Raw genomic sequence first — 23669 nt, 5'->3', positions numbered from 1 at the left:
ACCGGAAGGGATTCCGGGGCGGGGTGCGTGTCCGCTTGGCTGCGGGGCGCGGCTCAGCGCTTGGCCTTGGCGGCCTTCGGCGTCACCAGCTTGGTGGAGGTCCACTCCTTGCCGACGGGCAGGCCCTTGGCAAGGGAGAGGCCGGCCGTTTCGGCCGCCTCGCTGATGTCGCTGGCCTCGACGTAGCCGTCACGGCCCGTCTTGGGGGTCAGCAGCAGGATCAGTGCGCCGTCCTCGACCAGCTCGGTCGCATCGACCAGGGCGTCCGTCAGATCGCCGTCTTCGTCGCGGAACCACAACAGCACCGCGTCGGCGACGTCGTCGTAGTCCTCGTCGGCGAGCTCGCTGACGAGCTTCTCGACGGCGTCACGGAATTCCTGATCGACGTCGTCGTCGTAGCCGATCTCCTGGACCACCTGTTCGGACTGGAAACCCAGCCGGGCGGCCAGGCTCTCCGCGTGGTCCGCGGTCGCGCTCACGGGGTGCCTCCTGCTCATGTTCGGTGAATGTCTTCGGCGGCGCGCGTACGCGCAGCATTGGGCGTAGTCCACACGGGCGCGGCGGATCGCGCAAGTACCCGGCCGTCGAGACCGTCGAAACGGTGACGATTACGGCCGTCTCGCCGCAACTTTCAGCCTTCCCGTGTGCACGTCTGGTGATTCATCCCACACCATTCCAGCTCATTCGGCATCATCGGCGACGCTCGGCGGCTTTCCTACCTGTTTGAGGGACGAACGGTCTTGCGAGCCCGCTGATCTTCCTGGGCGTAGGGTGGCGATCGGCCGGACCTGACGCTCATGGCGCCCGAATCTCCGCGGACTCCAGTGATTACCCAGTGGTACGGGTGACGATTCGGACCGAGCGTAAGACGATGGGAGGCGGCGAAACCCCATGGCACGACTCCCCTGACAGCGAAGGAACAGCGTGGCTTCCGCATCCGATCGCAATCCGATCATCATTGGCGGCCTGCCGAGCCAGGTCCCGGACTTCGATCCGGAGGAGACGCAGGAGTGGCTCGACTCCCTGGACGCAGCCGTCGACGAGCGCGGCCGTGAACGCGCCCGCTACCTGATGCTGCGACTGATCGAGCGGGCCCGCGAGAAGCGCGTGGCCGTGCCCGAGATGCGCAGCACGGACTACGTCAACACGATCGCCACCAAGGACGAGCCGTTCTTCCCCGGCAACGAGGAGATCGAGCGCAAGGTCCTGAACGCCACCCGGTGGAACGCGGCCGTCATGGTCTCGCGCGCCCAGCGTCCCGGGATCGGCGTCGGCGGGCACATCGCCACGTTCGCCTCCTCCGCCTCCCTCTACGACGTGGGCTTCAACCACTTCTTCCGGGGCAAGGACGAGGGCGACGGCGGCGACCAGATCTTCTTCCAGGGCCACGCCTCCCCCGGCATCTACGCGCGCGCCTACCTCCTGGACCGGCTCTCCGAGCAGCAGCTCGACGCGTTCCGGCAGGAGAAGTCGAAGGCCCCGTACGGCCTGTCCAGCTACCCGCATCCGCGGCTGATGCCTGACTTCTGGGAGTTCCCGACCGTCTCGATGGGCCTCGGCCCGCTCGGTGCGATCTACCAGGCCCGGATGAACCGGTACATGGAGGCGCGCGGGATCGCGGACACCTCGAAGTCACACGTTTGGGCGTATCTCGGTGACGGCGAGATGGACGAGCCGGAGTCGCTCGGCCAGCTGTCGATCGCCGCCCGCGAGGGCCTGGACAACCTGACCTTCGTCGTGAACTGCAACCTGCAGCGGCTCGACGGCCCGGTCCGCGGCAACGGCAAGATCATCCAGGAGCTGGAGTCCCAGTTCCGCGGTGCCGGCTGGAACGTCATCAAGCTCATCTGGGACCGCTCCTGGGACCCGCTGCTGGCGCAGGACCGCGACGGCATCCTGGTCAACAAGATGAACTCGACGCCGGACGGGCAGTTCCAGACGTACGCGACCGAGACCGGCGCGTACATCCGCGACCACTTCTTCGGCGACGACCAGCGGCTGCGGGCGATGGTCGAGAACATGAGCGACCAGCAGCTGCTGCACCTGGGCCGCGGCGGCCACGACCACAAGAAGATCTACGCGGCGTACGCGGCGGCCAAGGCGCACAAGGGCCAGCCGACGGTGATCCTGGCGCAGACGGTCAAGGGCTGGACGCTCGGCCCGAACTTCGAGGGCCGCAACGCGACGCACCAGATGAAGAAGCTGACGGTCGACGACCTCAAGCGCTTCCGCGACCGCCTGCACATCCCGATCACCGACGCGCAGCTGGAGAACGGCGCCCCGCCGTACTACCACCCGGGTCCGGGTTCGCCGGAGATCCAGTACATGCACGACCGGCGCAGCTCGCTGGGCGGCTACGTGCCGACCCGCGTGGTGCGCGCGAAGCCGCTGCAGCTGCCGGACGAGAAGACGTACGCGGCGGCCAAGAAGGGCTCGGGCCAGCAGTCGATCGCCACGACGATGGCCTTCGTGCGCATCCTGAAGGACCTGATGCGGGACAAGGAGATCGGCAAGCGGTTCGTGCTGATCGCCCCGGACGAGTACCGCACCTTCGGCATGGACGCGTTCTTCCCGAGCGCCAAGATCTACAACCCGCTGGGCCAGCAGTACGAGGCGGTCGACCGCGACCTGCTGCTCGCGTACAAGGAGTCCCCGACCGGCCAGATGCTGCACGACGGCATCTCGGAGGCGGGCTGCACGGCCTCGCTGATCGCCGCGGGTTCGGCGTACGCGACGCACGGCGAGCCGCTGATCCCGGTCTACGTCTTCTACTCGATGTTCGGCTTCCAGCGCACGGGTGACCAGTTCTGGCAGATGGCCGACCAGTTGGCGCGTGGTTTCGTCCTGGGCGCGACCGCCGGCCGGACCACCCTGACGGGTGAGGGCCTCCAGCACGCCGACGGTCACTCCCAGCTGCTGGCGTCGACCAACCCGGGCTGTGTGGCCTACGACCCGGCGTACGGGTACGAGATCGCGCACATCGTCCAGGACGGCCTGCGCCGCATGTACGGGCCCGAGGCGGAGGACGTCTTCTACTACCTGACCGTCTACAACGAGCCGATCCAGCACCCGGCCGAGCCGGCCGGGGTCGACGTGGACGGCATCCTCAAGGGCATCCACCGGGTCTCCGCGGGCTCGGCGGGCTCCATCGGCGCGCAGATCATGGCCTCGGGCGTGGCGGTGCCGTGGGCGCTGGAGGCCCAGCGGATCCTGGCCGAGGAGTGGAACGTCCGGGCGGACGTCTGGTCGGCGACCTCCTGGAACGAGCTGCGCCGCGAGGCCGTCGAGGTGGAGGAGCACAACCTGCTCCACCCGGAGGAGGAGCAGCGCGTCCCGTACGTGACGCGGAAGCTGTCCGGCGCCGAGGGGCCGTTCGTGGCGGTCTCGGACTGGATGCGGTCCGTCCCGGACCAGATCTCGCGGTGGGTGCCCGGCGCGTACACCTCGCTGGGTGCGGACGGCTTCGGCTTCGCGGACACGCGCGGCGCGGCCCGGCGCTTCTTCCACATCGACGCGCAGTCGGTGGTGCTGGCGGTGCTGACCGAGCTGGCCAAGCAGGGCAAGATCGACCGCTCTGCGCTGAAGCAGGCGGTGGACCGGTACCGGCTGCTGGACGTCGCGGCGGCCGACCCGGGCGCCGCGGGCGGCGACGCGTAGCGCCGTGGCGCTGCGCGGGGCGGATGGCTGACGGCGGCGGGCCGGGGCGTGCGGGAGTGCGCCCCGGCCCGCCGCCGGTTGCGCCGGCTCCTGCGGCACTGCGCGGACGGCCGCGGCAGTGCGCCGCTCGGCTTCGCTTTACCCGTTCCTTACGATGCTCCGTATGAAGGAACCCTCCCGCCAGCTGCGGTGGGAGCGGCGGAGCCAGACCCCGCTGCTCGTGCTCGCCGCGGCCTTCACCGTCGCCTACGCCGTGCCGATCGTCGTGCCCGACGCGGACGCGGCCGTGCACCGTGCGTGCGCGGTCACCGAATGGGTGGTGTGGGGGGCCTTCGCCGCCGACTACCTGATGCGGCTGGGCCTCTCGACGGCCAAGAAGGCGTTCGTACGGACGCACTGGCTCGACCTGGGCGCGGTGCTGCTGCCGATGCTCCAGCCGCTGCGGCTGCTGCGGCTGGTCTCCACGCTGCTGCTGGTGGGCCGGCGGGCCCGGATGGCCCCGCAGATCCGGCTGACCACGTACGTGGCGGGGGCGGTGGTCGGGCTGCTGATGTTCGGCTCCCTCGCCGTGCTGAGCGTGGAGCGGGACGCTCCGAACGGGAACATCAAGAACCTGGGCGACGCCGTGTGGTGGAGCTTCACCACGATGACGACCGTCGGGTACGGGGACCACTCCCCCACCACCGGGCTCGGCCGGGTGCTCGCGGTGGGGCTGATGCTGTCCGGGATCGCACTGCTGGGTGTGGTGACCGCCAACATCGCGGCCTGGTTCATCTCCCGGTTCGAGCGCGACGACCGGGTGGAGCGGGCGCAGACCGCCGCGATCGCCGAACTGACCGCGGAGGTACGGGCGCTGCGCGCCGAGATCGGGCGCCTCGGCGGGGCCGCGGCCGCTTCCGTGACGGCCGCTCCCGACACTGCGGCCGCCCCGGGCGCGGGGGCCGGCGTACCGGCCCGGGTGCCCGAGGCGGCCCCGGCGGCGGGTGCCGCTACCGTTCCCACACCTTGAAGGCCCGGATCAGGTAGGGGGATTCGGGGAGCCGTACCCCGTCGCCGGGATACGTCTGGAACTCGCCGGTCTCCGCGCACTCGGCCGACTGGTAGGTGGTCACCGGCCGCCCGGTGCGGTTGACCAGCGACTGGGCGCTGGTCCCGGCGGGCAGCGCCGTACAGCTGTTGATGTCCAGGGTGCTCAGCTCGTGGGCGTGGCGGGTGCCCGTGAACTCCGGCCTCGCCCACAGGCACAGCTGCCCGGTGGCGCAGGCGGGGGCCTTGCCCGGCGGCGGACCGGCGGCGTGTGCGGCGCTCGCCGTGCTCGGGATGAGCGCGGCGAGGGCGAGGACGGTCGCGGCCAGGACGGTGGTGGACCGTGCGGGTGAACTCGTACGCATGACGGGTCAACTCCTTGTGGACGACGGCGCCCCGGACGGTTCCGGAGCGCCTCGGACACCACGCTGACCTGCGAGGACGGCCGGGCGGAAGGGGTCGGAGGCCGGTCCACCCGGATAGGCGACAGCCCCGCCGGAACCGTCCGGCGGGGCTGTCGCGCGTACGCGGTTGACTCGTGCGCGAGGGCGTCGGAGCCGGTGGCCGGCCCGGCTCAGATGTGTGCCGCGCCCGCGCCCGGGGCGGCGTTCTCGCCGCGCTTGGTGAAGCAGGCGACGACGGCGGCGAGCACCGCGACGCAGCCTGCGACGGTGAAGGCGGTGCTCATGCCGTCGACGAAGGTGTCGTGCGCGACCTTGGTGATCGACGAGGCGATCGGCTCCGGGGTCCCCGGCTGGACCGGGGCGATGCCGACCTGGACCCCCTTCTCGGCGAGGTCCAGCTGCTCCGGGGTGAGCGCGGGCAGCTCCGCCCGGTCCCAGTTGTCCCCGAACGAGTTGCCGACGGTGGTGGCCATGACCGCACCGAGGACGGCGGTGCCGAGGCTGCCGCCGACCTGCATGGCGGCCTGCTGGAGCCCGCCCGCCACACCCGAGAGCTCGAGCGGGGCGTTGCCGACGATGACCTCGGTGGCGCCGACCATGACGGGCGCGAGGCCGACACCGAGGAGGGCGAACCACAGCGACATCTGCAGGGTGCTGGTGCCCGGGGTCAGCGTGGACATCCCGAAGCAGGCGACGGCGGTCGCGACCATGCCCGTGACCAGGGGGATCCGCGGACCGACGGCGGTGATGGCGGCGCCGGCCAGCGGCGAGCCGATGATCATCATGCCGGTCAGCGGCAGCAGGTGCAGACCGCTGTCGACGGGGCTCATGCCGTGCACGTTCTGCAGGTAGAAGGTGACGAAGAACAGGCCGCCCATGAAGGCGAAGGCCATCAGCACCATGAGCACGGTGCCCGCGGACAGCGGGAGCGAGCGGAACATCCCCAGCGGGATCAGCGGCTCGGCGACCTTCGACTCCCAGACCGCGAAGAGCACGAAGCAGACCACGGAGCCGATGAGGAAGAGCATGGTCCGGGTGTCGCCCCAGCCCCACTCCGAGGCCTTGATCAGCGCCCAGATCAGCGAGAACATCGCGACCGACAGCAGCAGGATGCCGACGGCGTCGAAGGACTTCGGGGCGTTCTCGGCGCGGTGGTCGACCAGGATGAACAGGCCGAACGCCAGCGCGACGATGCCGACGGGCACGTTGATGAAGAAGACGGACTGCCAGCTGACGTTCTCCACCAGCAGGCCGCCCACGATGGGCCCGGCCGCGGTCGAGGCGCCGATGACCATGCCCCAGATGCCGATCGCCATGTTGAGCTTCTCGGCGGGGAAGGTGGCGCGCAGCAGGCCCAGCGCGGCGGGCATCAGCAGCGCTCCGAACAGGCCCTGGGCCACGCGGAAGGCGATGACGTACTGGACGCCGGACGAGAGCCCGATCGCGGCGGAGGCCGCGGCGAACCCCGCGATGCCTATGAGGAAGGTCTGGCGGTGGCCGAAGCGGTCGCCGAGCTTGCCGGCGGTGATCAGCGAGACCGCGAGGGCCAGCAGGTAGCCGTTGGTGATCCACTGGACGTCGGCGAGCGAGGCGCCGAGGTCCTTCTGGATCGCCGGGTTGGCGACGGCGACGATCGTGCCGTCGAGGGTGACCATCATGACGCCGATCGCCACGGCGAAGAGGGTCAGCCAGGGGTGGCCGCGCAAACCGGTGCGGGCCGGAGCCGGACCCGATTCCTTGGCGAGGGTGATCTGACTAGTCATGCGGACAGGCTAGTGACAGCGACTGACACTTCACAAACGGCTTAACGAGGCAGTGGCTGTCAGGTCGGTCACAGGTACCCTGACCGCTCACTCAGCGTCAGGATGTGCAGGCCGAGCCTGCGGAAAGGACACCCCTCGGTGATGACCGACGAGCGGCCGGTACCGGTGCCGGCGCCCGGACTGCGCGAACGCAAGAAGCGGCGCACCCGGGACGCGCTGCTGCGCGCCGCCCTCCTCCTCTTCATCGCGCAGGGGTACGAGCAGACCACCGTCGACGAGATCACCGACGCCGTGGACGTCTCCCAGCGCACCTTCTTCCGGTACTTCGCGAACAAGGAGGAGGTGGCCTTCGCCGTCCAGGACCTGGTCGAGTCGCACTACGTCGCCGCGCTGCGCGCCCGGCCGCCCGCCGAGGGCCCCTTCGAAGCCCTGCGCGGCGCGGTGCTCGGCGCCTGGGACACGCTCGACGAGGCCCTCTCCGACGTGGTGCCGGTCGACCTCTACATGCGTACATACCAGCTCATCGAGTCGACCCCGGCGCTGCTCGCCGTGCACCTGCGCCGCTCCACCGAGCTGGAGGAGCGGATCGCGCGGCTGATCGCCGAGCGCGAGGGCCTGGACGTGGACGCGGACCCGCGGCCCCGGGTGGCGGTCGCCGCCTTCTCCGGGGTGATGAGGGTCACCGGGCGGCTGTGGGCGCAGGACGAGGACGCGAGCGTGGCCTCGATCCGGCGGATGACCGAGGCCTGCCTTGACCAGATCGGCCCGGCGCTGGCCGCGGACTGGCGCTGAACACCCGTACGGGGTCGCACGGTCGACCGTGAACCCGGTCACCCTGGGCTCCGTGGCCGGATCCGGTCTCCTACGCTGGTCCCAGTGAACCTGCCCGGCCTCGCCCACTCCACCGCCGTTGGCGCCGACCCGCGCCCCGCCGCCCTGCGCACGCTGCTCGCGCTGGCGGTGGTCTTCATCATGCTGGCGACCACCGGCTGGACCGCGGTGCACCGGCCCGACGCGGGCACCACCCTGCGCACCGCCGCCCTCGCGTCCTGGGCCTCGGCCCGGATCGACGGCCGCCCGGTGCCGCCCGCCGACGCCCCCGTACGGACGGTGGCCCGGTTCTTCGCCGGCCTGGACGGATCCCAGCGGGCCCGGCTCGCCGAGGGGTACCCCCTGGTCGTCGGCAACCTCGACGGGGCGCCCGCCGCCCTGCGCTACCGGGCCAACCTGCGCGGCCTGGAGCTGGCCCAGCGGGCGGAGGAGGCACGCAGCCGGGACGTCAGCCTGACCCCGGCCGACCGCACCACGGCCGGCCGGCGCGCCCACCGCTTCGAGTCCCTGGCCGAGCCGGGCCGGCAGATCCTCGCCTTCGACCCGACCGGCGGCGGCCGCGTCGCCGAGGTCTTCGGCGACCTCGACCGGGCGAACCGCGTCTCGGTGGTCGTCCCCGGCGTCGACACCGACGTGCTCACCTTCGAGCGCACCCAGCGCCGCCTCATCGCGCCCGTCGGCATGGCGCAGTCGCTGTACGAGGCCCAGCGCGCGCAGGCTCCCGGCAGCCGGACCGCGGTCATCGCCTGGGCCGGCTACACCGCGCCGACCGGGGTCGGGATGGACGCGGCCACCGGCCGGATGGCGGTGGACGGGGCCGTACGGCTGGAGTCCCTGGCGGCGTCGCTGCCCGGGGACGCGAGCGTGGCGCTGTTCTGCCACAGCTACGGCTCGGTGGTGTGCGGGGTCGCCGCGCACGCGCTGCCGCCGTCGGTGACGGACGTCGTGGTGGCGGGCAGCCCGGGCATGCGCGCGGAGTCGGTGGCCGACCTGCACACCTCGGCCCGGGTGTGGGCCACGCGGGACACCGGGGACTGGATCGCGGACGTACCGCACCTGGAGGTCGGCGGGGTCGGCCACGGGGCGGACCCGGTGTCGCCGGACTTCGGATCGCGGGTGCTGTCCTCGGCCGGGGCGAAGCTCCACACCGGCTATTTCGAGCCAGGTACCGGATCCCTGGACAACTTCGCCAAAATCGGAACCGGCGCATTCGGTTCCATCACGTGTGCGACCGGCGACGATGCGTGCCGGCGTGGAATTTCCGGGACAGAAGCGGACTGACACGTGTAGAGCCCTGGAAAACGGGCTTGGCATCGAGGGGGACGCACAGGGGTGCGTCCCTTTACCATGTGCCGCATGGGTGACGTACTGGCCGGAAATCATGCCGTCTGGGAGTTCGACTCGGACTCGGTGCTCATCCGCTTCGCACGGGGGTTGAGAACGCCGAGGACTCCGAGACTCCTGCACGCCCTCGGGGAGCGGCGCATCCCCTTCGAGGCGTTGGCGGGGGTGAGCGTGAGCGCGACCGGATCCGGGGGGAAACGGGACGCGGTGGTCCTGCGCGCCGTGCCGCGGACGGGTGCCGATCCGCTGATGGAGGCCGCCGCCGGGCAGCTGCGGGAGGTCTGCGATCCGTACCGGCTGGTGCTGCCGGCCGACCGGGCCGGGCAGGCCGCCGAGTTCGCGGACGCCGTACGGGACCGGCTGGGCCCCGAGGCCGCCGAGCCGGCGGAGCGCTTCCTGGTCCGGGTTCCGGAGCCGCCGCTGCAGCTGAAGGCGTACGACGCGCGGATCGGCTTCGACGGCTCGGCCGTCACCTTCCACTGGTCGCGCACGGGTGCCACGAGCACCAAGTGGAAGGCGGGCGACCAGCGTTACCCGCTGGCCGCGCTGAGCGGCATCGAGTGGAGCTCCCCGGAGCGCCCGGGCGGCCACCTGCGGCTGCTGCTGCGGGACGAGGCCGCCGATCCGCGGCCGGACCACGACCTGGCGGCCGCGGTGTTCGCCGTCGGGTACGGGTCGGTGCACGAGTCGCTTCCGTTCGCGGCGGCCGTGCTCGCCGCCCTGCGCGGCCGCACCCCGGTGGCCTCGGTCCCGGCGGCCCGTACGGACGAACGCCTGCACCACCTGGGCGAGTTGTACAGTGCGGGCCTGCTGACGGACGCGGAGTACGCGGCCCTGCGCGACCGCTTCGCCGCCGAAGCCTGACGCGCGACCGGTCCGTGCCCCGGCCCGCGACCGACCGCACCGACCGCACCGCCACCGCCGCCGTTGCCGGGAGGCCCCCCGGCGACGGCGGCGGCAGGCGAGGGATCAGCCCTCGCGGCCCGCGGACGTCCAGGTCATGTCCGGGTAGCGGTCGCCCGCGACCTGGGCGGCGATCGGCTCCAGCAGCGCCAGCTCCGCCGACGTCAGCGTGATCCGGGTCGCGGCGGTGTTCTCCGCGAGGCGTCCGGTCTTGCGGGTGCCCGGGATCGGGACCACCGTCAGCCCGTGCACCTGCGCCCGCTGGTGCACCCAGGCCAGCGCGATCTGCGCCGGGGTCGCCCCGTGCGCCTGCGCGATCTCCCGGACCGGCGCCAGCAGCGCCGCGTTGACCTTGGCGTTGTCGCCGGTGAACCGGGGCTGGAAGCGGCGGAAGTCCGCCGCCGACAGGTCGGCCGAAGCGTCGGCGAACGCCCCGGTCAGGAAGCCGCGCCCGAGCGGGGAGTACGGCACGAAGGCCACGCCCAGCTCCGCCGCCGCGCCCACCGCGGTGCGCTCCACGTCCCGGCTGAACAGCGACCACTCCGACTGGAGGGCCGCGATCGGGTGCACCTCGTACGCCTCGCGCAGTTCGGGGCCGGTGACCTCGCTGAGCCCCAGGTGGCGCACCTTGCCCTCCTGCACCAGCTCGGCCATCGTGCCCACCGACTCGGAGAACGGCACGGCCGGGTCGCGCCGGTGCATGTAGTAGAGGTCGATCACATCGGTCCCGAGCCGGCGCAGGCTGTCCTCCACGGCCTTGCGGATGTACGCGCGGTCGTTGCGGATGCCCCGGTGCTGCGGGTCGTCGGTGCGCTCGATGCCGAACTTGGTGGCGAGGGTAATCTCGTCCCGGTGCTCGGCGACGAACGGCGCGATGAACTTCTCGTTGGCGCCGCGCCCGTAGCTGTCCGCGGTGTCGAAGAGGGTGACCCCGGCGGCCAGGGCCGCTTCCAGGGTGTCGCGGGCGCGGGCCTCGTCGGTCTCCCCGTAGAACTCGCTCATGCCCATGCAGCCGAGGCCCTGGACGCCCACCAGCGGGCCTCCCTTGCCGAGTTCGACCTGCTCGATGGTGTTGTTCTGCGTCATTGCTGTGTCGCCTTCCCCGCGGTCGTTCCCATGGCATACATGTCGATCTTGAAGTCCAGTACGGCGAGCGCGTCGTTCAGCTCCGCGATCCGCGCACGCACCTCGCGCCGCGTCTGTTCCAGCAGTTCGCGCCGCTGGTCGACGGTGTGCTCGCCCTCGCGCACGAGTTCGGCGTAGCGGACCATGTCGGCCACCGACATCCCGGTGGCGCGCAGCTTGCCCACGAAGGCCAGCCAGTGGAGGTCCTTGTCGCTGAACCGGCGCTGTCCCGAGTGGGAGCGGTCCACGTGCGGCATCAGGCCGATCCGCTCGTACCAGCGCAGCGTGTGCTGGGTCAGACCGGTCCGGGCCTCGACTTCGCTGATCGTGTACCGCGTCTGCGTCAGGCTCATGGCGACCACGCTAAAACCTTGGAGTGCACTCCAAGCAAGTAGGCTCGGCCGCATGGAGAGCGTGGAGACCCTGCAGAGCCTGCGGACCATCGAAAACTGGCCGGTGCCGACCGCCGCGGCGGCCGTGGTGCGCGCCGACGGGAGCCTGGCCGGCTCCCACGGCCCGCTGGACCACCGCTTCGCGCTGGCCTCGGTGACCAAGCCCCTCGCCGCGTACGCCGCGCTCGTGGCGTACGAGGAAGGGGCCATCGAGCTGGACGAGCCGGCCGGGCCCGAGGGCTCGACGGTCCGTCACCTGCTCGCGCACACCAGCGGGCTGGCCTTCGACGAGCACCGCGCGATGGCCGCGCCCGGAACGCGCCGGCTGTACTCGAACGCCGGTTTCGAGGTGCTGGGCGACCACATCACCAAGGCCACGGGCATCCCGTTCGCGGAGTACCTGCACCAGGCGGTGTTCGAGCCGCTCGGCATGGCGTCGACCACGCTGGAGGGCTCGCCCGCCAAGGACGGGGTCTCGACGGTCTCCGACCTCGTCCGCTTCGCCGCCGAGCTCCAGGCGCCGCGGCTGCTGGACGTGCGTACGGTCGCGGAGGCCACGTCCGTGGTCCACCCGGGGCTCAAGGGGGTGCTCCCGGGGTACGGGATCCAGTCCCCCAACGACTGGGGGCTCGGCCTGGAGATCCGCGACGGGAAGTCCCCGCACTGGACGGGCGCCTCGTCCTCGCCGCGCACCTTCGGCCACTTCGGGCAGGCCGGCACCTTCCTGTGGGTGGACCCGGACGCCCGCGCCGCGTGCGTGGCGCTGGCCGACCGCGCCTTCGGCCCGTGGGCCGTGGAGGCCTGGCCCCCGTTCACCGACGCGGTCCTCGCCGAGCTCGCCGGCCGCTGACCGCTGATCGCTGACCGCCGGCCGCCGATCCGTCAGGGCAGCTCCCAGATCAGCAGCTCGCCCGGGGATCCGGCGACGATCTCCAGGCCCTGTTCGCCGGTGATCCGCGCCGCGTCCCCGGGACCGAGCTCCTCCCCGTCCAGGCGCAGGTCCCCGCGCACCACGTGCAGGTAGATCCGCTCCGCCGCCGGTACGGCGACGCGCTCGCCCGCGCCGGGCCGGCGGACGTGCAGGACGGCGCCGGCCGCGGGGATCTCGTACGGGGTGCCTTCGGCGATCTGCCGGACCAGCGTGTACGAGGGCTCCCCGCCCCCGGCCAGCGGCGCGAGCCACGTCTGGACGAAGCGCAGCGGCACCGCGCCGTCGTTGCGTTCGATGTGCCGGGCGCCGGACCCGGCGGACAGGTGCTGCACGTCCCCGGGCCGGACCACGGTGCTCTCGCCCGTGCTGCCCTTGTGCGTGAGCTCGCCCTCGACGACCCAGGTCACGATCTCGGTGTTGCCGTGCGGGTGCTCGTCGAAGCCGGCGCCCGCGGCCAGCCGCTCCTCGTTGCAGGCCAGGACCGGGCCGAAGCGCAGGTTGTCCGGGTCGTAGTGCCGGCCGAAGGAGAAGGCGTGCGCGGTGGTGATCCCGGCGTCCGGATCCCCGCCTGCGTACCGGTCGGCCCCGCGGCGTACGTCAATCATGGAAGTCACCGTAGCCCCCCGGTGGCGGGGCGCCACGGGACCGGACTCCGCGCCGCCGCCCCGATAAGGCAGTCTTGTCCCGTGCCCCAACCCGAACGTGAGCATTCCCCCGCGCATCCCGCTCCCGCCCATCCGCACGCCGCGACGCTGCGCCGACTGGAGAAGTCCTCCGGCCGGCTCGCCGCGAACGCGATCGCGCGCATGGACGAGACCCTGCCGTGGTACCGGGCGATGCCCCCGGAGAACCGGTCCTGGATCGGCCTGGTCGCGCAGGCCGGCATCGCCGCGTTCACCGAGTGGTTCCGGCACCCCGAGACTCCGCAGGCGATCTCGACGGACGTCTTCGGGACGGCTCCGCGCGAGCTGACCCGGGCGATCACCCTGCGCCAGACCGTGGAGATGGTCCGGACGACGATCGAGGTCATGGAGACCGCGATCGAGGAGGTCGCGGCCCCGGGCGACGAGTCGATCCTGCGCGAGGCGCTGCTGGTGTACGCCCGGGAGATCGCGTTCGCGACGGCCCAGGTGTACGCGCAGGCCGCCGAGGCGCGCGGGGCGTGGGACGCCCGGCTGGAGTCCCTCGTCGTGAACGCGGTGCTGTCCGGCGAGGCGGACGAGGGCGCGCTGTCGCGGGCCGCCGCACTTGGCTGGAATTCGCCCGAGCACGTGTGCGTGGTGCTGGGCACCGCGCCGGAGGGCGACAGCGAGCTGACGGTCGAGGCGATCCGGCGCGCGGCCCGCCACCACAAGCTCCAGGTCCTGACGGGCGTGCTCGGGGACCGCCTCGTGGTGATCGCGGGCGGCAGCGACAACCCGATCCAGGTGGCGAAGTCCCTGATCGGACCGTTCGCGGCGGGCCCGGTGGTGGCCGGTCCGGTGGTTCCGGATCTGCTGAACGCGACCAAGTCGGCGCAGGCCGCGGCAGCCGGGCTGAAGGCCTGTACGGCCTGGCAGGACGCCCCGCGGCCGGTGCTGGCGGACGATCTCCTGCCCGAGCGCGCGATCGCGTCGGATCCCTCCGCCCGGGAGCAGTTGGTGGAGGAGATCTACAGACCGCTGGAAGAGGCGGGCTCCGCGTTGCTGGAGACGCTGAGTGTGTATCTGGAGCAGGCGAGCAGCCTGGAGGGCGCGGCGCGGATGCTGTTCGTACACCCGAACACGGTGCGCTACCGGCTGCGACGTGTGACCGACGTCACCGGCTGGTCACCCTCGGATGTCCGATCCGCGTTCACGCTGCGGATCGCCTTGATCCTCGGGCGTCTGGCCGACGGCGATCAGCAGTCCTAGACTTTTGTCGGACATCAACAATTACCCCGACGGTTCTTCGTCCCTGTCCCCACGGGCGGCGGGGACCGTCCACAAGAGAGAGTGTGAGGGTGCTCGTACTCGTCGCTCCCGGCCAAGGCGCACAGACGCCCGGCTTCCTGACTCCCTGGCTCGACCTCCCCGGTGCCGCTGACCGCGTCGCCGCCTGGTCGGACGCCATCGGGCTCGACCTTGCCCACTACGGCACGAAGGCGGACGCGGACGAGATCCGCGACACGGCGGTGGCGCAGCCGCTGCTGGTGGCCGCCGGTCTCCTGTCCGCTTCGGCCCTGGGCTCTTCGACGGCCTTCGGCGCCGTCGCGGGCCACAGCGTCGGCGAGATCACCGCCGCCGCGTACGCCGGTGTGCTGACCGACGCGGACGCGCTGTCGTTCGTACGGACCCGCGGTCTGGCGATGGCCGAGGCCGCCGCCGTCACCGAGACGGGCATGGCCGCGGTGCTCGGGGGCGACCAGGCGGTCGTCGTCGCGCACCTGGAGAAGCTGGGTCTGACCCCGGCGAACATCAACGGCGCGGGCCAGATCGTCGCCGCAGGAACGATGGAGCAGATCGAGGCCCTGGTGGCCGAGAAGCCCGAGGGCTCCATGAAGGTCGTCGCCCTCAAGGTCGCGGGCGCCTTCCACACGCACCACATGGCTCCCGCGGTCGCCGAGCTGGAGAAGGCCGCGCAGGCCCTCGCCCCCGCCGACCCGAAGCTGAAGTACGTCTCGAACAAGGACGGCCTCGTCGTCACCTCGGGCGCCGACGTCGTCGCCCGCCTGGTCGGCCAGGTCGCGAACCCGGTCCGCTGGGACCTGTGCATGGAGACGTTCGGCGAGCTGGGCGTCACCGGGATCATCGAGCTCAGCCCGGGTGGCACTCTGACGGGTCTGGCCAAGCGCGCGCTCAAGGGCGTGCCGGCCGTGGCCCTGAAGACCCCGGACGATCTCGAAAAGGCCGCCGCGCTCATCGCCGAGCACGCGGCCTGAGAGAAGGAGCCCACACAGCATGTCGAAGATCAAGCCTGCCAAGGGCTCCCCGTACGCCCGCATCCTCGGCGTCGGCGGCTACCGCCCGACCCGCGTGGTCTCCAACGAGGTCATCCTGGAGACGATCGACTCGTCGGACGAGTGGATCCGCTCCCGCTCCGGCATCGCGACCCGGCACTGGGCCTCGCCCCAGGAGACCGTCGCCGCGATGTCGGTGGAGGCCTCCGGCAAGGCGCTGGCCGATGCCGGCATCTCGCCCGAGCAGATCGGCGCAGTGATCGTCTCCACGGTCTCGCACTTCAAGCAGACCCCGGCCGTCGCGACGGAGATCGCGCACCGGATCGGCGCGGTCAAGCCCGCCGCGTTCGACATCTCCGCGGGCTGCGCCGGCTTCGGCTACGGCCTGACGCTGGCCAAGGGCCTCGTCATCGAGGGATCGGCCCGGTACGTCCTCGTCATCGGCGTGGAGCGGCTGTCGGACCTGACCGACCTGGAGGACCGCGCGACGGCCTTCCTGTTCGGCGACGGCGCCGGCGCCGTGGTCGTCGGCCCCTCGGACGAGCCGGCCATAGGCCCCACGGTGTGGGGTTCCGAGGGCGACAAGTCCGAGACGATCAAGCAGACCGTGCCGTGGGACGAGTACCGCAGCACGGACAGCGAGCAGAAGTTTCCGGCCATCACGCAGGAGGGTCAGGCGGTCTTCCGCTGGGCCGTCTTCGAGATGGCGAAGGTGGCCCAGCAGGCGCTCGACGCGGCCGGGATCACCGCGGAGGACCTGGACGTCTTCATCCCGCACCAGGCAAACATGCGGATCATCGACTCGATGGTGAAGACTCTGAAGCTGCCGGAGCACGTCACGGTCGCCCGTGACGTGGAGACCACCGGCAACACGTCGGCCGCCTCGATCCCGCTCGCCATGGAGCGGCTCCTGGCGACCGGAGCTGCGAAGAGCGGCGACACCGCGCTCGTCATCGGCTTCGGGGCGGGGCTCGTCTACGCCGCGACGGTCGTTACCCTCCCCTAGGGCCCGGGATCCACATCCCGCCCCGTTTCACCCAGTTAGCTAGAGAAGGAGCGCCACATGGCCGCCACGCAGGAAGAGATCGTCGAGGGTCTCGCGGAGATCGTCAACGAGATCGCCGGTATCCCCACCGAGGACGTCGCGATCGAGAAGTCCTTCACGGACGACCTCGACGTCGACTCGCTCTCCATGGTCGAGGTCGTCGTCGCCGCCGAAGAGCGCTTCGACGTCAAGATCCCGGACGAGGACGTCAAGAACCTCAAGACGGTCGGCGACGCCGCGGACTACATCCTGAAGCACCAGGCCTGAGCCTGACGAGCGTTTGTCGCCACCCGGCGGTGGCGCCGTGACAATTCAGCACCCTCTGAGACGTGGAGAAAGAATTCCTGTGAGCCCGACCAATCGCACCGTGGTCGTCACCGGTATCGGCGCAACCACTCCGCTGGGTGGCGACAGCGCTTCGACCTGGGAAGGTCTGCTCGCCGGTCGTTCCGGCGTCAAGCCCCTCGAGGGCGAGCGCTTCGCCGAACTCCCGGTTCGTATCGCCGCCCCGGCCGCCGTGGACCCGAGTGAGGTCCTGCCGCGCCCGCTGGCCCGCAAGCTGGACCGCTCGGCCCAGTTCGCCGTCATCGCCGCCCGTGAGGCGTGGGCCGACGCCGGCTACACCGCCCCGGCGGGCGAGGACGCCGCCATCCTGCCCGAACGCCTGGGCACCGTGATCGCCTCCGGCATCGGCGGCGTCACCACCCTGCTCGACCAGTACGACGTACTGAAGGAAAAGGGCGTGCGCCGGGTCTCCCCGCACACCGTCCCCATGCTCATGCCGAACGGCCCCTCGGCCAACGTCGGCCTGGAGGTCAACGCCCAGGCGGGCGTGCACACCCCGGTCAGCGCGTGCGCCTCGGGTGCCGAGGCCATCGGCTACGCCGTCGAGATGATCCGTACCGGCCGCGCCGACGTGGTCGTCGCGGGCGGCACCGAGGCGGCGATCCACCCGCTGCCGATCGCCGCTTTCGCCAACATGATGGCGATGTCCAAGAACAACGAGAACCCGCAGCAGGCCTCCCGCCCGTACGACAAGGCCCGTGACGGCTTCGTCCTCGGCGAGGGCGCGGGCGTCGTCATCCTGGAGTCCGCCGAGCACGCCGCCGCGCGCGGCGCCCGGGTCTACTGCGAGGTGCTGGGCCAGGGCCTGTCCGCGGACAGCCACCACATCGCGCAGCCGGAGCCGACCGGCCGCGGTGTCGCGGCCGCGGTGCAGAACCTGCTGGACAACACGGGTCTGGACCCGGCCGAGCTGGTCCACCTGAACGCGCACGCCACGTCGACCCCGCAGGGTGACACGGCCGAGCTGAAGGCCCTGCGCAAGGTCCTGGGCGACGACCTCGACCACATCGCGATCTCCGCGACCAAGTCGATGACCGGCCACCTGCTGGGCGGCGCCGGCGGTATCGAGACCGTCGCGACCGTGCTCGCGCTGTACCACCGGATCGCCCCGGCGACCATCAACGTCGACGAGCTCGACGAGGACATCGACGCGGACATCGTCGTCGACGAGCCGCGCAAGCTGCCGGCCGAGGGCCCGATCTCCGCGATCAACAACTCGTTCGGCTTCGGCGGCCACAACGTGACGCTGGCCTTCCGGACCGTCTAGTCGGCGGGACAGTACGTACGAAGGGGCCCGCCCGGCACTCGCCGGGCGGGCCCCTTCGGCATGTCCCGGCCCGGGACTCAGACGACCTGGTGGAGCCAGCGGACCGGGGCGCCCTCGCCCGCGTAGCGGAAGGGCTCCAGCTCGTCGTCCCAGGGCTTGCCGAGCAGTTTGGCGATCTCCGCCTCCAGGTCGGTCTCGCCGCGGGCGGACCGGGCGAGGGCGGCGCGCAGCCGGTCCTCGGGGATCAGGATGTCGCCGTGCATGCCGGTGACGGCGTGGAAGATGCCGAGCTCCGGGGTGGAGCTGTAGCGCTCGCCCTCGGCGGTGGGGCAGGGTTCCGCGGTCACCTCGAAGCGCAGCAGGTGCCAGCCGCGCAGTGCGGAGGCGAGCTTGGACGCCGTGCCCGCTTCGGCCTGCCACGAGAACTCGGCTCTCCAGGTGCCGGGCGAGGCGGGCTGCCTGATCCAGTCGAGGTTCACCCGCACCCCGAGCACGCCCGCAACGGCCCATTCCACGTGCGGGCAGAGCGCGCGCGGAGCGGAATGCACGTACAGAACTCCACGTGTCGTCACCGGGACCTCCAGTGTGGGACGAGGTCGGGAATAAACTCCAGAAAACGGACAGTATGTGACGTGATGTAATGTAACGGAAATTATTTGACAATGCGCAACGGGACCTGCGGCCGAAACGCCACGGGAAAAAGCTACCGTGCGCCAGGGGTCATGGTGTGACGTACGGTCGGTCCGAGGCCGCCGAACACCGAGCATTCACTCAGCAGGACGCCCCCGGAGGACGTGGGGCGACGAGGAGGGGAACCATCCGATGCGCACCACCGCCACGCGACTGCGTGCGCGCACGTCCCGGCGCCGGACCCTCGCGGGCGCGGGCGCGGCGGCGGCCCTCCTGGCCGGGTTGCTGACCGGGTGTCAGTCGGGCGGGTCGGATACGCAGGGTGAGCGCGGGGCGCAGGCCGGGCCGCGCTGGAACACCGCGCCCTCGTCGATCGCCGCCGTCGGCGACTCCATCACCCGCGGTTTCGACGCCTGTTCGGTGCTGGCGGACTGCCCCGAGGTCTCCTGGGCCACCGGGAACGACCCGGCCGTCCACTCGCTCGCCGCCCGCCTGCTCGGCGAGGCGCAGGTGCCGGCGCGCAGCTGGAACCACGCGGTGACGGGCTCCCGGATGGCGGACCTGGCGGGGCAGCTGGCCTCGGCCGCGGAACACAAGCCCGACCTGGTCACGGTGATGGTGGGCTCGAACGACGCCTGCCGCCCCACGGCTTCGTCGATGACTCCGGTGGCGGAGTTCCGGGCCGGCTTCGAGAAGGCCCTCGCCGGTCTGCGCGCGGCCTCCCCCGCCTCCCAGGTGTACGTCTCCAGCGTGCCGGACCTGCAGCGGCTGTGGGAGCAGGGCAAGGACACGCCGATGGTGCGGCAGATCTGGAAGCTGGGGATCTGTCAGTCGATGCTGGCGGACCCGCTGTCGGCGGCCGCCGGTGCGACGGCCCGGCGCGAGCAGGTGCGGGCGCGGGTGGTGGAGTACAACGAGGCGCTGCGCGAGGTCTGCGCGAAGGACGCGCTGTGCCGCTACGACGGCGGCGCGGTGTTCCAGTACCCGTTCGCCGCGGACCAGTTGAGCCGCTGGGACTGGTTCCACCCCGGCAAGGACGGACAGGCCCGGCTCGCGGAGCTGGCGCACCGCCAGGTGACGGCGGCCGAGCCGCCGCGCTGACTGGGGACATGGGGACCGGGGGCGGGTGTCAGGGCCCGCCCCCGGTCCGGTTCATGGGTGTTTTCAGGCCACCTCGGAGGTCCTAGATCTCCAGGGTCGCCGTCAGGCGCGTGTCGCCGTGGGCGTGGCTCGCGCGGACCTCGTACGTGCCACCGATCCGCTGCCAGCGACCGGCCGGCTCGTCCCAGACCTCGAAGGCCCGGGCGGGCAGGGCGATCTCGGCCTCGACGCTCTCACCGGGGCCCGCCTCGACGCCCGCGAAGGCGGCCAGCCAGCTCGCCGGGCGCTCCGCGGCGCCGGACGGCGCGGCGGCGGGGGCGAGGTAGACCTGGACGACCTCGCGGCCGGGCCGGCCGCCGGTGTTGGTGACGCGGACCCGGGCCGTGGTGCCGGTGACCTCCAGCGACTCGTACGCCCAGTCGGTGTAGCCGAGGCCGTGCCCGAAGGGGAAGGCGGGCGCGATGCCCTGCCGCTCGTACGCCCGGTACCCGATGAAGAGGCCCTCGGTGTACTCCAAGCGCCCCTCGGTGGGGATCACCTCGGTGACCGGCGCGTCCGCGAACCGTGCGGGCCAGGTGGTGGGCAGCCGCCCGCCCGGCTCGGCGAGCCCGAGGAGTACGTCGGCCAGCGCGGCCCCGCCCTCCTGCCCGGGGAACCAGGTCAGCAGGACGGCGGCCACCTCGTCCCGCCACGGCAGCTCGACCGGGGAGCCGGCGTTGACGACGACCACGGTGTTCGGGTTGGCGGCGGCGACGGCGCGCACGAGGTCGTCCTGGCGGCCCGGCAGGCACAGGTCGCTCCGGTCGAAGCCCTCGGACTCCACGCGCTCGGTGGTGGCGACGACCACGATGGCGGTGTCGGCGGCGCGGGCGGCTTCCACGGCCTCGGCGATCAGCTCGTCGGCGTCGCGCCGCGGGCCGAGGTGGAGCAGCGAGAACATGATCGCCCTGAGCGGCAGGGTGCTCGTGTCGGGGACCTGGAAGGTCAGCGAGACCTCGACGGCCTCCCCCTCGGTGAGGGTGACGCGGCCGCGTTCGCTGGGGGCGCCGAAGAAGGCCTCGAACGGGTCGGCCTCGTTGCCCATCGGCTGGACGCCGTCCCAGAGGGTCTCGCCGCCGACGGCGAGGGCGAAGGCGCCGAGCCCGCGGGTGCCGAAGGCGTGCTCCCCGCTCTCGCGCGGCACGAACGTCCCGGTGACCTCGATGCTCGCCATGGTCTCGTACGAGGCGCCCGCGGGCAGGTCGTCGCCGATCCACTGGACCTGGCCGGTCGGCAGGCTGCCCTCGCCGAGGACGGCGCCGGAGGCGTCGCGGCAGATCGCTCGCAGCTCGAAGCCCTTGTCGGCGGGGGTGAGTTCGTCGGAGGGGTCGGCGCCGACGGCGAAGGTCAGGGCCCCGTCCGGGAGGGCGGCGCCCAGCCCGTCCAACGGGGAGACGATCCGCTCGGGGAAGACGGTGGCCGAGCCGCCGCCGAGGACGCGGGCGTCACGGGCGGCGGCGCCGAGCAGGGCGACGGTGCGGCCGACGGACGCGTCCAGCGGGAGGGCCCCGTTCTCGTTGCGTACGAGGACGAAGCCGCGGGCGGCGAGCTCGCGGGCCAGCGCCTGGCCGTCGATCGGGGCCGGCGCGGCCTCCACGACGGCCGGGGCGCCCTCCAGGATCCCGACGCGGGCGGCCAGGCGCAGGACGTTGCGCACGGCCTCGTCCACGGTGGATTCGGGGACCTCGCCGGCCCGTACGGCCTCGGCCAGGGCGGGCCCGTAGACGGTCTGCGGTCCGGGCATGGCCACGTCGAGGCCGCCGAGGATGTCGCCGACGGTGGAGCGCGCGGCCATCCAGTCGGAGACGTTGTACCCGTCGAAGCCCCATTCGCCGCGCAGGACTTCGTTCACGAGGTACTGGTTCTCGGTCATCGTGCTGCCGTTGACCTGGTTGTACGCCGTCATGATGCCCCAGGGGTGGGCGTTCGCGACGATGGCCTCGAAGGGCGCCAGGTACAGCTCGCGCAGCGGCCGCGGGGCGATGACGCTGTCGACGGTGAAGCGTTCGGTCTCGGCGTCGTTGCCGACGAAGTGCTTGACGGTGGTGCCGACGCCGCCGTCCTGGACGCCGTTCACGTAGCCGGCGCCGATGGCGCCGGTGAGGTACGGGTCCTCGGAGTAGCACTCGAAGTGCCGGCCGCCGAGCGGGGAGCGGTGCAGGTTGACGGTCGGGGCGAGGAGGACGTGGACGCCCTTGCGGCGGGCCTCCTGCGCGAGGAGGCGGCCGGCGCGGCGGGCGAGCGCGGGATCCCAGGCGGCGGCGAGCGCCGTCGGGGAGGGCAGGGCGATGGACGGGTCGTCGGCGGTCCAGCGCACGCCGCGGACCCCGATGGGGCCGTCGGACATGACCAGGGACTTCAGCCCGATCTCGGGGACGGCGGGCAGGGACCACATGTCCTGGCCGGGCAGCAGGCGGGCCTTGGTGTCGAGGTCCAGCTTGCCGAGCGCCGCCTCTACGGCGTCGTGGCGGACCTGATCGGCATCGGTCACGGCCGTGCCTCCTCGTTGAGTGCGTGCGGGTGCGTGCGGGTGCCTGCGGCGGGGTGCGGTGCGGTTGCCGCCGGGTGTCCCCCATCGTGGACCTGATACCGGTAGAGCGGTAGGGTTCGTAATGTGTTCGTGATGTTCCGATAACGTACGTACGGTCCCGCCGCCGCGGCGGGGCGCGGCGTGAGCGGAAGAGGTGCCGGGGCGATGGCCAGGGCGAGGAGCGAGGAGCGGCGCGGCGACATCGTCCGCGCGGCGGTCGAGGTGATCGCGGAGCGCGGCTACCGCGGTGCGTCGCTGGGCTCGGTGGCCGAGCGCGTCGGCCTGACCCAGCAGGGGCTGCTGCACTACTTCCCGACCAAGGAGGCGCTGCTGGTCGCGGTGCTGGAGGAGCGCGACCGGTGGGACACCGGCGGCGGCTCGCGCGCCTCGGCCGGCACCTGGCGCCTGGACCTGCTGGCCTCGCTGGTGGAGTACAACGCCATGCGCCCCGGCATCGTGCAGACCTTCTCGGCGCTGCTGGGCGAGAGCGTCACCGACGGGCATCCGGCCCGGGAGTTCTTCACCGAGCGCTACGCGCAGGTGCGCTCCGAGATGGCGGCGGTGCTGCGCGCCGAGTTCGGCGACCGGCTGCCCTCGGGCCTCACCCCGGAGGAGGCGGCCCCGCTGCTGACCGCGGTCATGGACGGGCTCCAGTACCAGTGGCTGCTCGCCCCGGAGTCGGTGGACATGCCGGCCGCCTTCCGCTCCTTCCTGACCCTGCTGCGCGGGCCGGAAGGGGCGTAGGGGGTTGTCCGCACCGTCCTACGGGCGGCCCAGCAGCGGGTCGTGGACGGCGCAGGGCGGGCGCCGGGCCGGACCGGGGGCCCGGTAGTAGACCCGGTCGCGCAGGCGTCCCGTCCAGGGATCGCGCTCCGAGCGCCGCTTGACCAGGAGATGGCGGCTGCTGCCCTGCTTCAGATGGGTGCGGTACTCGGCGAGCAGCGGGTCCGCCGGGCCGAGGAAATCCCGGATCTGCTCCTCCACCAGGCAGAACGGACAGTCCGCGCCGGGCATGAGGTGGAACTGTCGGCCCTCGGGGTGGGCATCGTCGGCGAAGGCCGTCAGGGCGAGCGCGCCGCTGAACATCACGCAGACGCCCACGACTTGGGGGCCCGCGGCGTCCGCCGCCTGCCGGATCAGGCCCCGGAGGCCTTCGGTGTCGACCCGCTGGATGCGGGCGGCCAGGGTCCGCACCGCCGCCAGCAGGCTGTGGACCGCGGCCACCAGGGACACGAGGGCGACGGCGGCCACGGCCCAGGCCGGCCCGGTGGCCGCGAGAAGCCACAGCACGCCCGCGTTCAGGAGGGCCATGAGGAGCACGGCCACCCGCAGCCCGGCCCCGCTCGTGCGGACCAGACGGTACGACACGACCAGGAAGGCGCCGGCGAGGACCGGGTCGATCCAGTCGGGCATCGGCGG

General features: G+C 72.1%; 22 protein-coding genes. 13 read left to right on the top strand and 9 right to left on the bottom strand.

What is annotated here, in order from left to right; translation table 11 throughout:
• Positions 1 to 53: 53 nt before the first annotated feature.
• Positions 54 to 479 carry a DUF3052 domain-containing protein gene (locus ACFYZS_RS15100; RefSeq protein ID WP_030009300.1) on the bottom strand — a complete coding sequence of 142 codons (426 nt, stop codon included), beginning with the start codon at positions 477 to 479 and terminating at the stop codon, positions 54 to 56.
• Positions 480 to 924: 445 nt separating this feature from the next.
• On the opposite strand from ACFYZS_RS15100, the gene aceE reads away from it, so the two are divergent.
• Together aceE and ACFYZS_RS15090 are read left to right on the top strand one after the other, a co-directional pair.
• Positions 925 to 3657 (top strand): pyruvate dehydrogenase (acetyl-transferring), homodimeric type, encoded by a 2733-nt coding sequence (gene aceE, locus ACFYZS_RS15095; RefSeq protein WP_389011547.1) that lies wholly within the window; start codon positions 925 to 927, stop codon positions 3655 to 3657.
• A 163-nt stretch (positions 3658 to 3820) separates the two neighbouring features.
• Positions 3821 to 4666: a potassium channel family protein gene (locus tag ACFYZS_RS15090; protein ID WP_389011544.1), complete on the top strand. Its 846-nt coding sequence runs from the start codon at positions 3821 to 3823 to the stop codon at positions 4664 to 4666.
• On the opposite strand, the gene ACFYZS_RS15085 is transcribed toward ACFYZS_RS15090, so the two are convergent.
• Together ACFYZS_RS15085 and ACFYZS_RS15080 are read right to left on the bottom strand one after the other, a co-directional pair.
• A complete protein-coding gene (locus ACFYZS_RS15085) occupies positions 4647 to 5048 on the bottom strand; it encodes a peptidase inhibitor family I36 protein (protein WP_389011541.1) in 402 nt (133 codons plus the stop codon). The genes ACFYZS_RS15090 and ACFYZS_RS15085 overlap by 20 nt on opposite strands.
• 209 nt (positions 5049 to 5257) lie before the next feature.
• On the bottom strand, positions 5258 to 6850 hold the full coding sequence (locus tag ACFYZS_RS15080; protein ID WP_389011538.1) for a DHA2 family efflux MFS transporter permease subunit: 1593 nt from the start codon (positions 6848 to 6850) through the stop codon (positions 5258 to 5260).
• Positions 6851 to 6991: 141 nt separating this feature from the next.
• Between ACFYZS_RS15080 and ACFYZS_RS15075 the strand changes: the two genes are divergently transcribed.
• The 3 genes from ACFYZS_RS15075 (at position 6992) to ACFYZS_RS15065 (ending at position 9889) form a co-directional block, all read left to right on the top strand.
• Positions 6992 to 7642, top strand: a complete 651-nt coding sequence (locus ACFYZS_RS15075; RefSeq protein ID WP_389011535.1) for a TetR/AcrR family transcriptional regulator — start codon at positions 6992 to 6994, stop codon at positions 7640 to 7642.
• Between the two features lie 168 nt (positions 7643 to 7810).
• Complete coding sequence (locus ACFYZS_RS15070; protein ID WP_389011680.1) at positions 7811 to 8962, top strand: alpha/beta hydrolase; 1152 nt, start codon at positions 7811 to 7813, stop codon at positions 8960 to 8962.
• Between the two features lie 75 nt (positions 8963 to 9037).
• Positions 9038 to 9889 (top strand): DUF4429 domain-containing protein, encoded by an 852-nt coding sequence (locus ACFYZS_RS15065; RefSeq protein ID WP_389011532.1) that lies wholly within the window; start codon positions 9038 to 9040, stop codon positions 9887 to 9889.
• Positions 9890 to 9994: 105 nt separating this feature from the next.
• On the opposite strand, the gene ACFYZS_RS15060 is transcribed toward ACFYZS_RS15065, so the two are convergent.
• Both ACFYZS_RS15060 and ACFYZS_RS15055 read right to left on the bottom strand, forming a co-directional pair.
• Positions 9995 to 11014: an aldo/keto reductase gene (locus ACFYZS_RS15060; protein WP_389011529.1), complete on the bottom strand. Its 1020-nt coding sequence runs from the start codon at positions 11012 to 11014 to the stop codon at positions 9995 to 9997.
• The gene (locus ACFYZS_RS15055) at positions 11011 to 11406 is read right to left on the bottom strand and encodes a MerR family transcriptional regulator (RefSeq protein WP_229339976.1); all 396 of its coding nucleotides are present in this window, start codon (positions 11404 to 11406) and stop codon (positions 11011 to 11013) included. Before ACFYZS_RS15055 ends, ACFYZS_RS15060 begins: the two co-directional genes overlap by 4 nt.
• 70 nt (positions 11407 to 11476) lie before the next feature.
• Between ACFYZS_RS15055 and ACFYZS_RS15050 the strand changes: the two genes are divergently transcribed.
• Entirely contained in the window at positions 11477 to 12295 is an 819-nt protein-coding gene (locus ACFYZS_RS15050; RefSeq protein ID WP_389011677.1) for a serine hydrolase domain-containing protein, read from the top strand.
• 32 nt (positions 12296 to 12327) lie between these two features.
• On the opposite strand, the gene ACFYZS_RS15045 is transcribed toward ACFYZS_RS15050, so the two are convergent.
• Positions 12328 to 12981 carry a pirin family protein gene (locus tag ACFYZS_RS15045; RefSeq protein ID WP_389011526.1) on the bottom strand — a complete coding sequence of 218 codons (654 nt, stop codon included), beginning with the start codon at positions 12979 to 12981 and terminating at the stop codon, positions 12328 to 12330.
• Positions 12982 to 13062: 81 nt separating this feature from the next.
• Between ACFYZS_RS15045 and ACFYZS_RS15040 the strand changes: the two genes are divergently transcribed.
• The 5 genes from ACFYZS_RS15040 to fabF all read left to right on the top strand — a co-directional run bounded on the left by ACFYZS_RS15040 (position 13063) and on the right by fabF (position 17950).
• On the top strand, positions 13063 to 14268 hold the full coding sequence (locus ACFYZS_RS15040; RefSeq protein WP_030160498.1) for a CdaR family transcriptional regulator: 1206 nt from the start codon (positions 13063 to 13065) through the stop codon (positions 14266 to 14268).
• A gap of 89 nt (positions 14269 to 14357) precedes the next feature.
• The gene (locus tag ACFYZS_RS15035; RefSeq protein WP_389011522.1) at positions 14358 to 15275 is read left to right on the top strand and encodes an ACP S-malonyltransferase; all 918 of its coding nucleotides are present in this window, start codon (positions 14358 to 14360) and stop codon (positions 15273 to 15275) included.
• 19 nt (positions 15276 to 15294) lie between these two features.
• On the top strand, positions 15295 to 16299 hold the full coding sequence (locus ACFYZS_RS15030) for a ketoacyl-ACP synthase III (protein ID WP_389011519.1): 1005 nt from the start codon (positions 15295 to 15297) through the stop codon (positions 16297 to 16299).
• A 57-nt stretch (positions 16300 to 16356) separates the two neighbouring features.
• Positions 16357 to 16605 carry an acyl carrier protein gene (locus ACFYZS_RS15025; RefSeq protein WP_030009997.1) on the top strand — a complete coding sequence of 83 codons (249 nt, stop codon included), beginning with the start codon at positions 16357 to 16359 and terminating at the stop codon, positions 16603 to 16605.
• 79 nt (positions 16606 to 16684) lie between these two features.
• Complete coding sequence (fabF, locus tag ACFYZS_RS15020) at positions 16685 to 17950, top strand: beta-ketoacyl-ACP synthase II (protein ID WP_389011516.1); 1266 nt, start codon at positions 16685 to 16687, stop codon at positions 17948 to 17950.
• A gap of 77 nt (positions 17951 to 18027) precedes the next feature.
• On the opposite strand, the gene ACFYZS_RS15015 is transcribed toward fabF, so the two are convergent.
• The gene (locus ACFYZS_RS15015) at positions 18028 to 18522 is read right to left on the bottom strand and encodes a DUF3145 domain-containing protein (protein ID WP_030160508.1); all 495 of its coding nucleotides are present in this window, start codon (positions 18520 to 18522) and stop codon (positions 18028 to 18030) included.
• A gap of 250 nt (positions 18523 to 18772) precedes the next feature.
• On the opposite strand from ACFYZS_RS15015, the gene ACFYZS_RS15010 reads away from it, so the two are divergent.
• Positions 18773 to 19681 (top strand): SGNH/GDSL hydrolase family protein, encoded by a 909-nt coding sequence (locus ACFYZS_RS15010; RefSeq protein WP_389011513.1) that lies wholly within the window; start codon positions 18773 to 18775, stop codon positions 19679 to 19681.
• An 82-nt stretch (positions 19682 to 19763) separates the two neighbouring features.
• Here the strand turns inward: ACFYZS_RS15010 and ACFYZS_RS15005 are convergent, their stop codons facing one another.
• Entirely contained in the window at positions 19764 to 22211 is a 2448-nt protein-coding gene (locus ACFYZS_RS15005) for a beta-glucosidase (RefSeq protein WP_389011510.1), read from the bottom strand.
• Positions 22212 to 22415: 204 nt separating this feature from the next.
• On the opposite strand from ACFYZS_RS15005, the gene ACFYZS_RS15000 reads away from it, so the two are divergent.
• Positions 22416 to 22994 carry a TetR/AcrR family transcriptional regulator gene (locus tag ACFYZS_RS15000; protein WP_389011507.1) on the top strand — a complete coding sequence of 193 codons (579 nt, stop codon included), beginning with the start codon at positions 22416 to 22418 and terminating at the stop codon, positions 22992 to 22994.
• An 18-nt stretch (positions 22995 to 23012) separates the two neighbouring features.
• Here the strand turns inward: ACFYZS_RS15000 and ACFYZS_RS14995 are convergent, their stop codons facing one another.
• Positions 23013 to 23663: a hypothetical protein gene (locus ACFYZS_RS14995; protein WP_389011504.1), complete on the bottom strand. Its 651-nt coding sequence runs from the start codon at positions 23661 to 23663 to the stop codon at positions 23013 to 23015.
• Positions 23664 to 23669: the final 6 nt, after the last annotated feature.

Source organism: Streptomyces sp. NPDC001903, from assembly GCF_042891345.1.
Taxonomy (GTDB): Bacteria; Actinomycetota; Actinomycetes; order Streptomycetales; family Streptomycetaceae; genus Streptomyces.
This window is presented reverse-complemented; position numbering and strand designations above follow the sequence as displayed.

Bases quoted from the DNA above. Each gene is read 5' to 3' on its own strand.
- ACFYZS_RS15055 (WP_229339976.1), bottom strand. From the start codon at position 11,406: ATGAGCCTGACGCAGACGCGGTACACGATCAGCGAAGTCGAGGCCCGG.
- ACFYZS_RS14995 (WP_389011504.1), bottom strand. From the start codon at position 23,663: ATGCCCGACTGGATCGACCCGGTCCTCGCCGGCGCCTTCCTGGTCGTG.
- ACFYZS_RS15090 (WP_389011544.1), top strand. From the start codon at position 3,821: ATGAAGGAACCCTCCCGCCAGCTGCGGTGGGAGCGGCGGAGCCAGACC.
- ACFYZS_RS15085 (WP_389011541.1), bottom strand. From the start codon at position 5,048: ATGCGTACGAGTTCACCCGCACGGTCCACCACCGTCCTGGCCGCGACC.
- ACFYZS_RS15080 (WP_389011538.1), bottom strand. From the start codon at position 6,850: ATGACTAGTCAGATCACCCTCGCCAAGGAATCGGGTCCGGCTCCGGCC.
- ACFYZS_RS15065 (WP_389011532.1), top strand. From the start codon at position 9,038: ATGGGTGACGTACTGGCCGGAAATCATGCCGTCTGGGAGTTCGACTCG.
- ACFYZS_RS15000 (WP_389011507.1), top strand. From the start codon at position 22,416: ATGGCCAGGGCGAGGAGCGAGGAGCGGCGCGGCGACATCGTCCGCGCG.
- ACFYZS_RS15025 (WP_030009997.1), top strand. From the start codon at position 16,357: ATGGCCGCCACGCAGGAAGAGATCGTCGAGGGTCTCGCGGAGATCGTC.
- ACFYZS_RS15010 (WP_389011513.1), top strand. From the start codon at position 18,773: ATGCGCACCACCGCCACGCGACTGCGTGCGCGCACGTCCCGGCGCCGG.
- ACFYZS_RS15030 (WP_389011519.1), top strand. From the start codon at position 15,295: ATGTCGAAGATCAAGCCTGCCAAGGGCTCCCCGTACGCCCGCATCCTC.
- ACFYZS_RS15045 (WP_389011526.1), bottom strand. From the start codon at position 12,981: ATGATTGACGTACGCCGCGGGGCCGACCGGTACGCAGGCGGGGATCCG.
- ACFYZS_RS15060 (WP_389011529.1), bottom strand. From the start codon at position 11,014: ATGACGCAGAACAACACCATCGAGCAGGTCGAACTCGGCAAGGGAGGC.
- ACFYZS_RS15075 (WP_389011535.1), top strand. From the start codon at position 6,992: ATGACCGACGAGCGGCCGGTACCGGTGCCGGCGCCCGGACTGCGCGAA.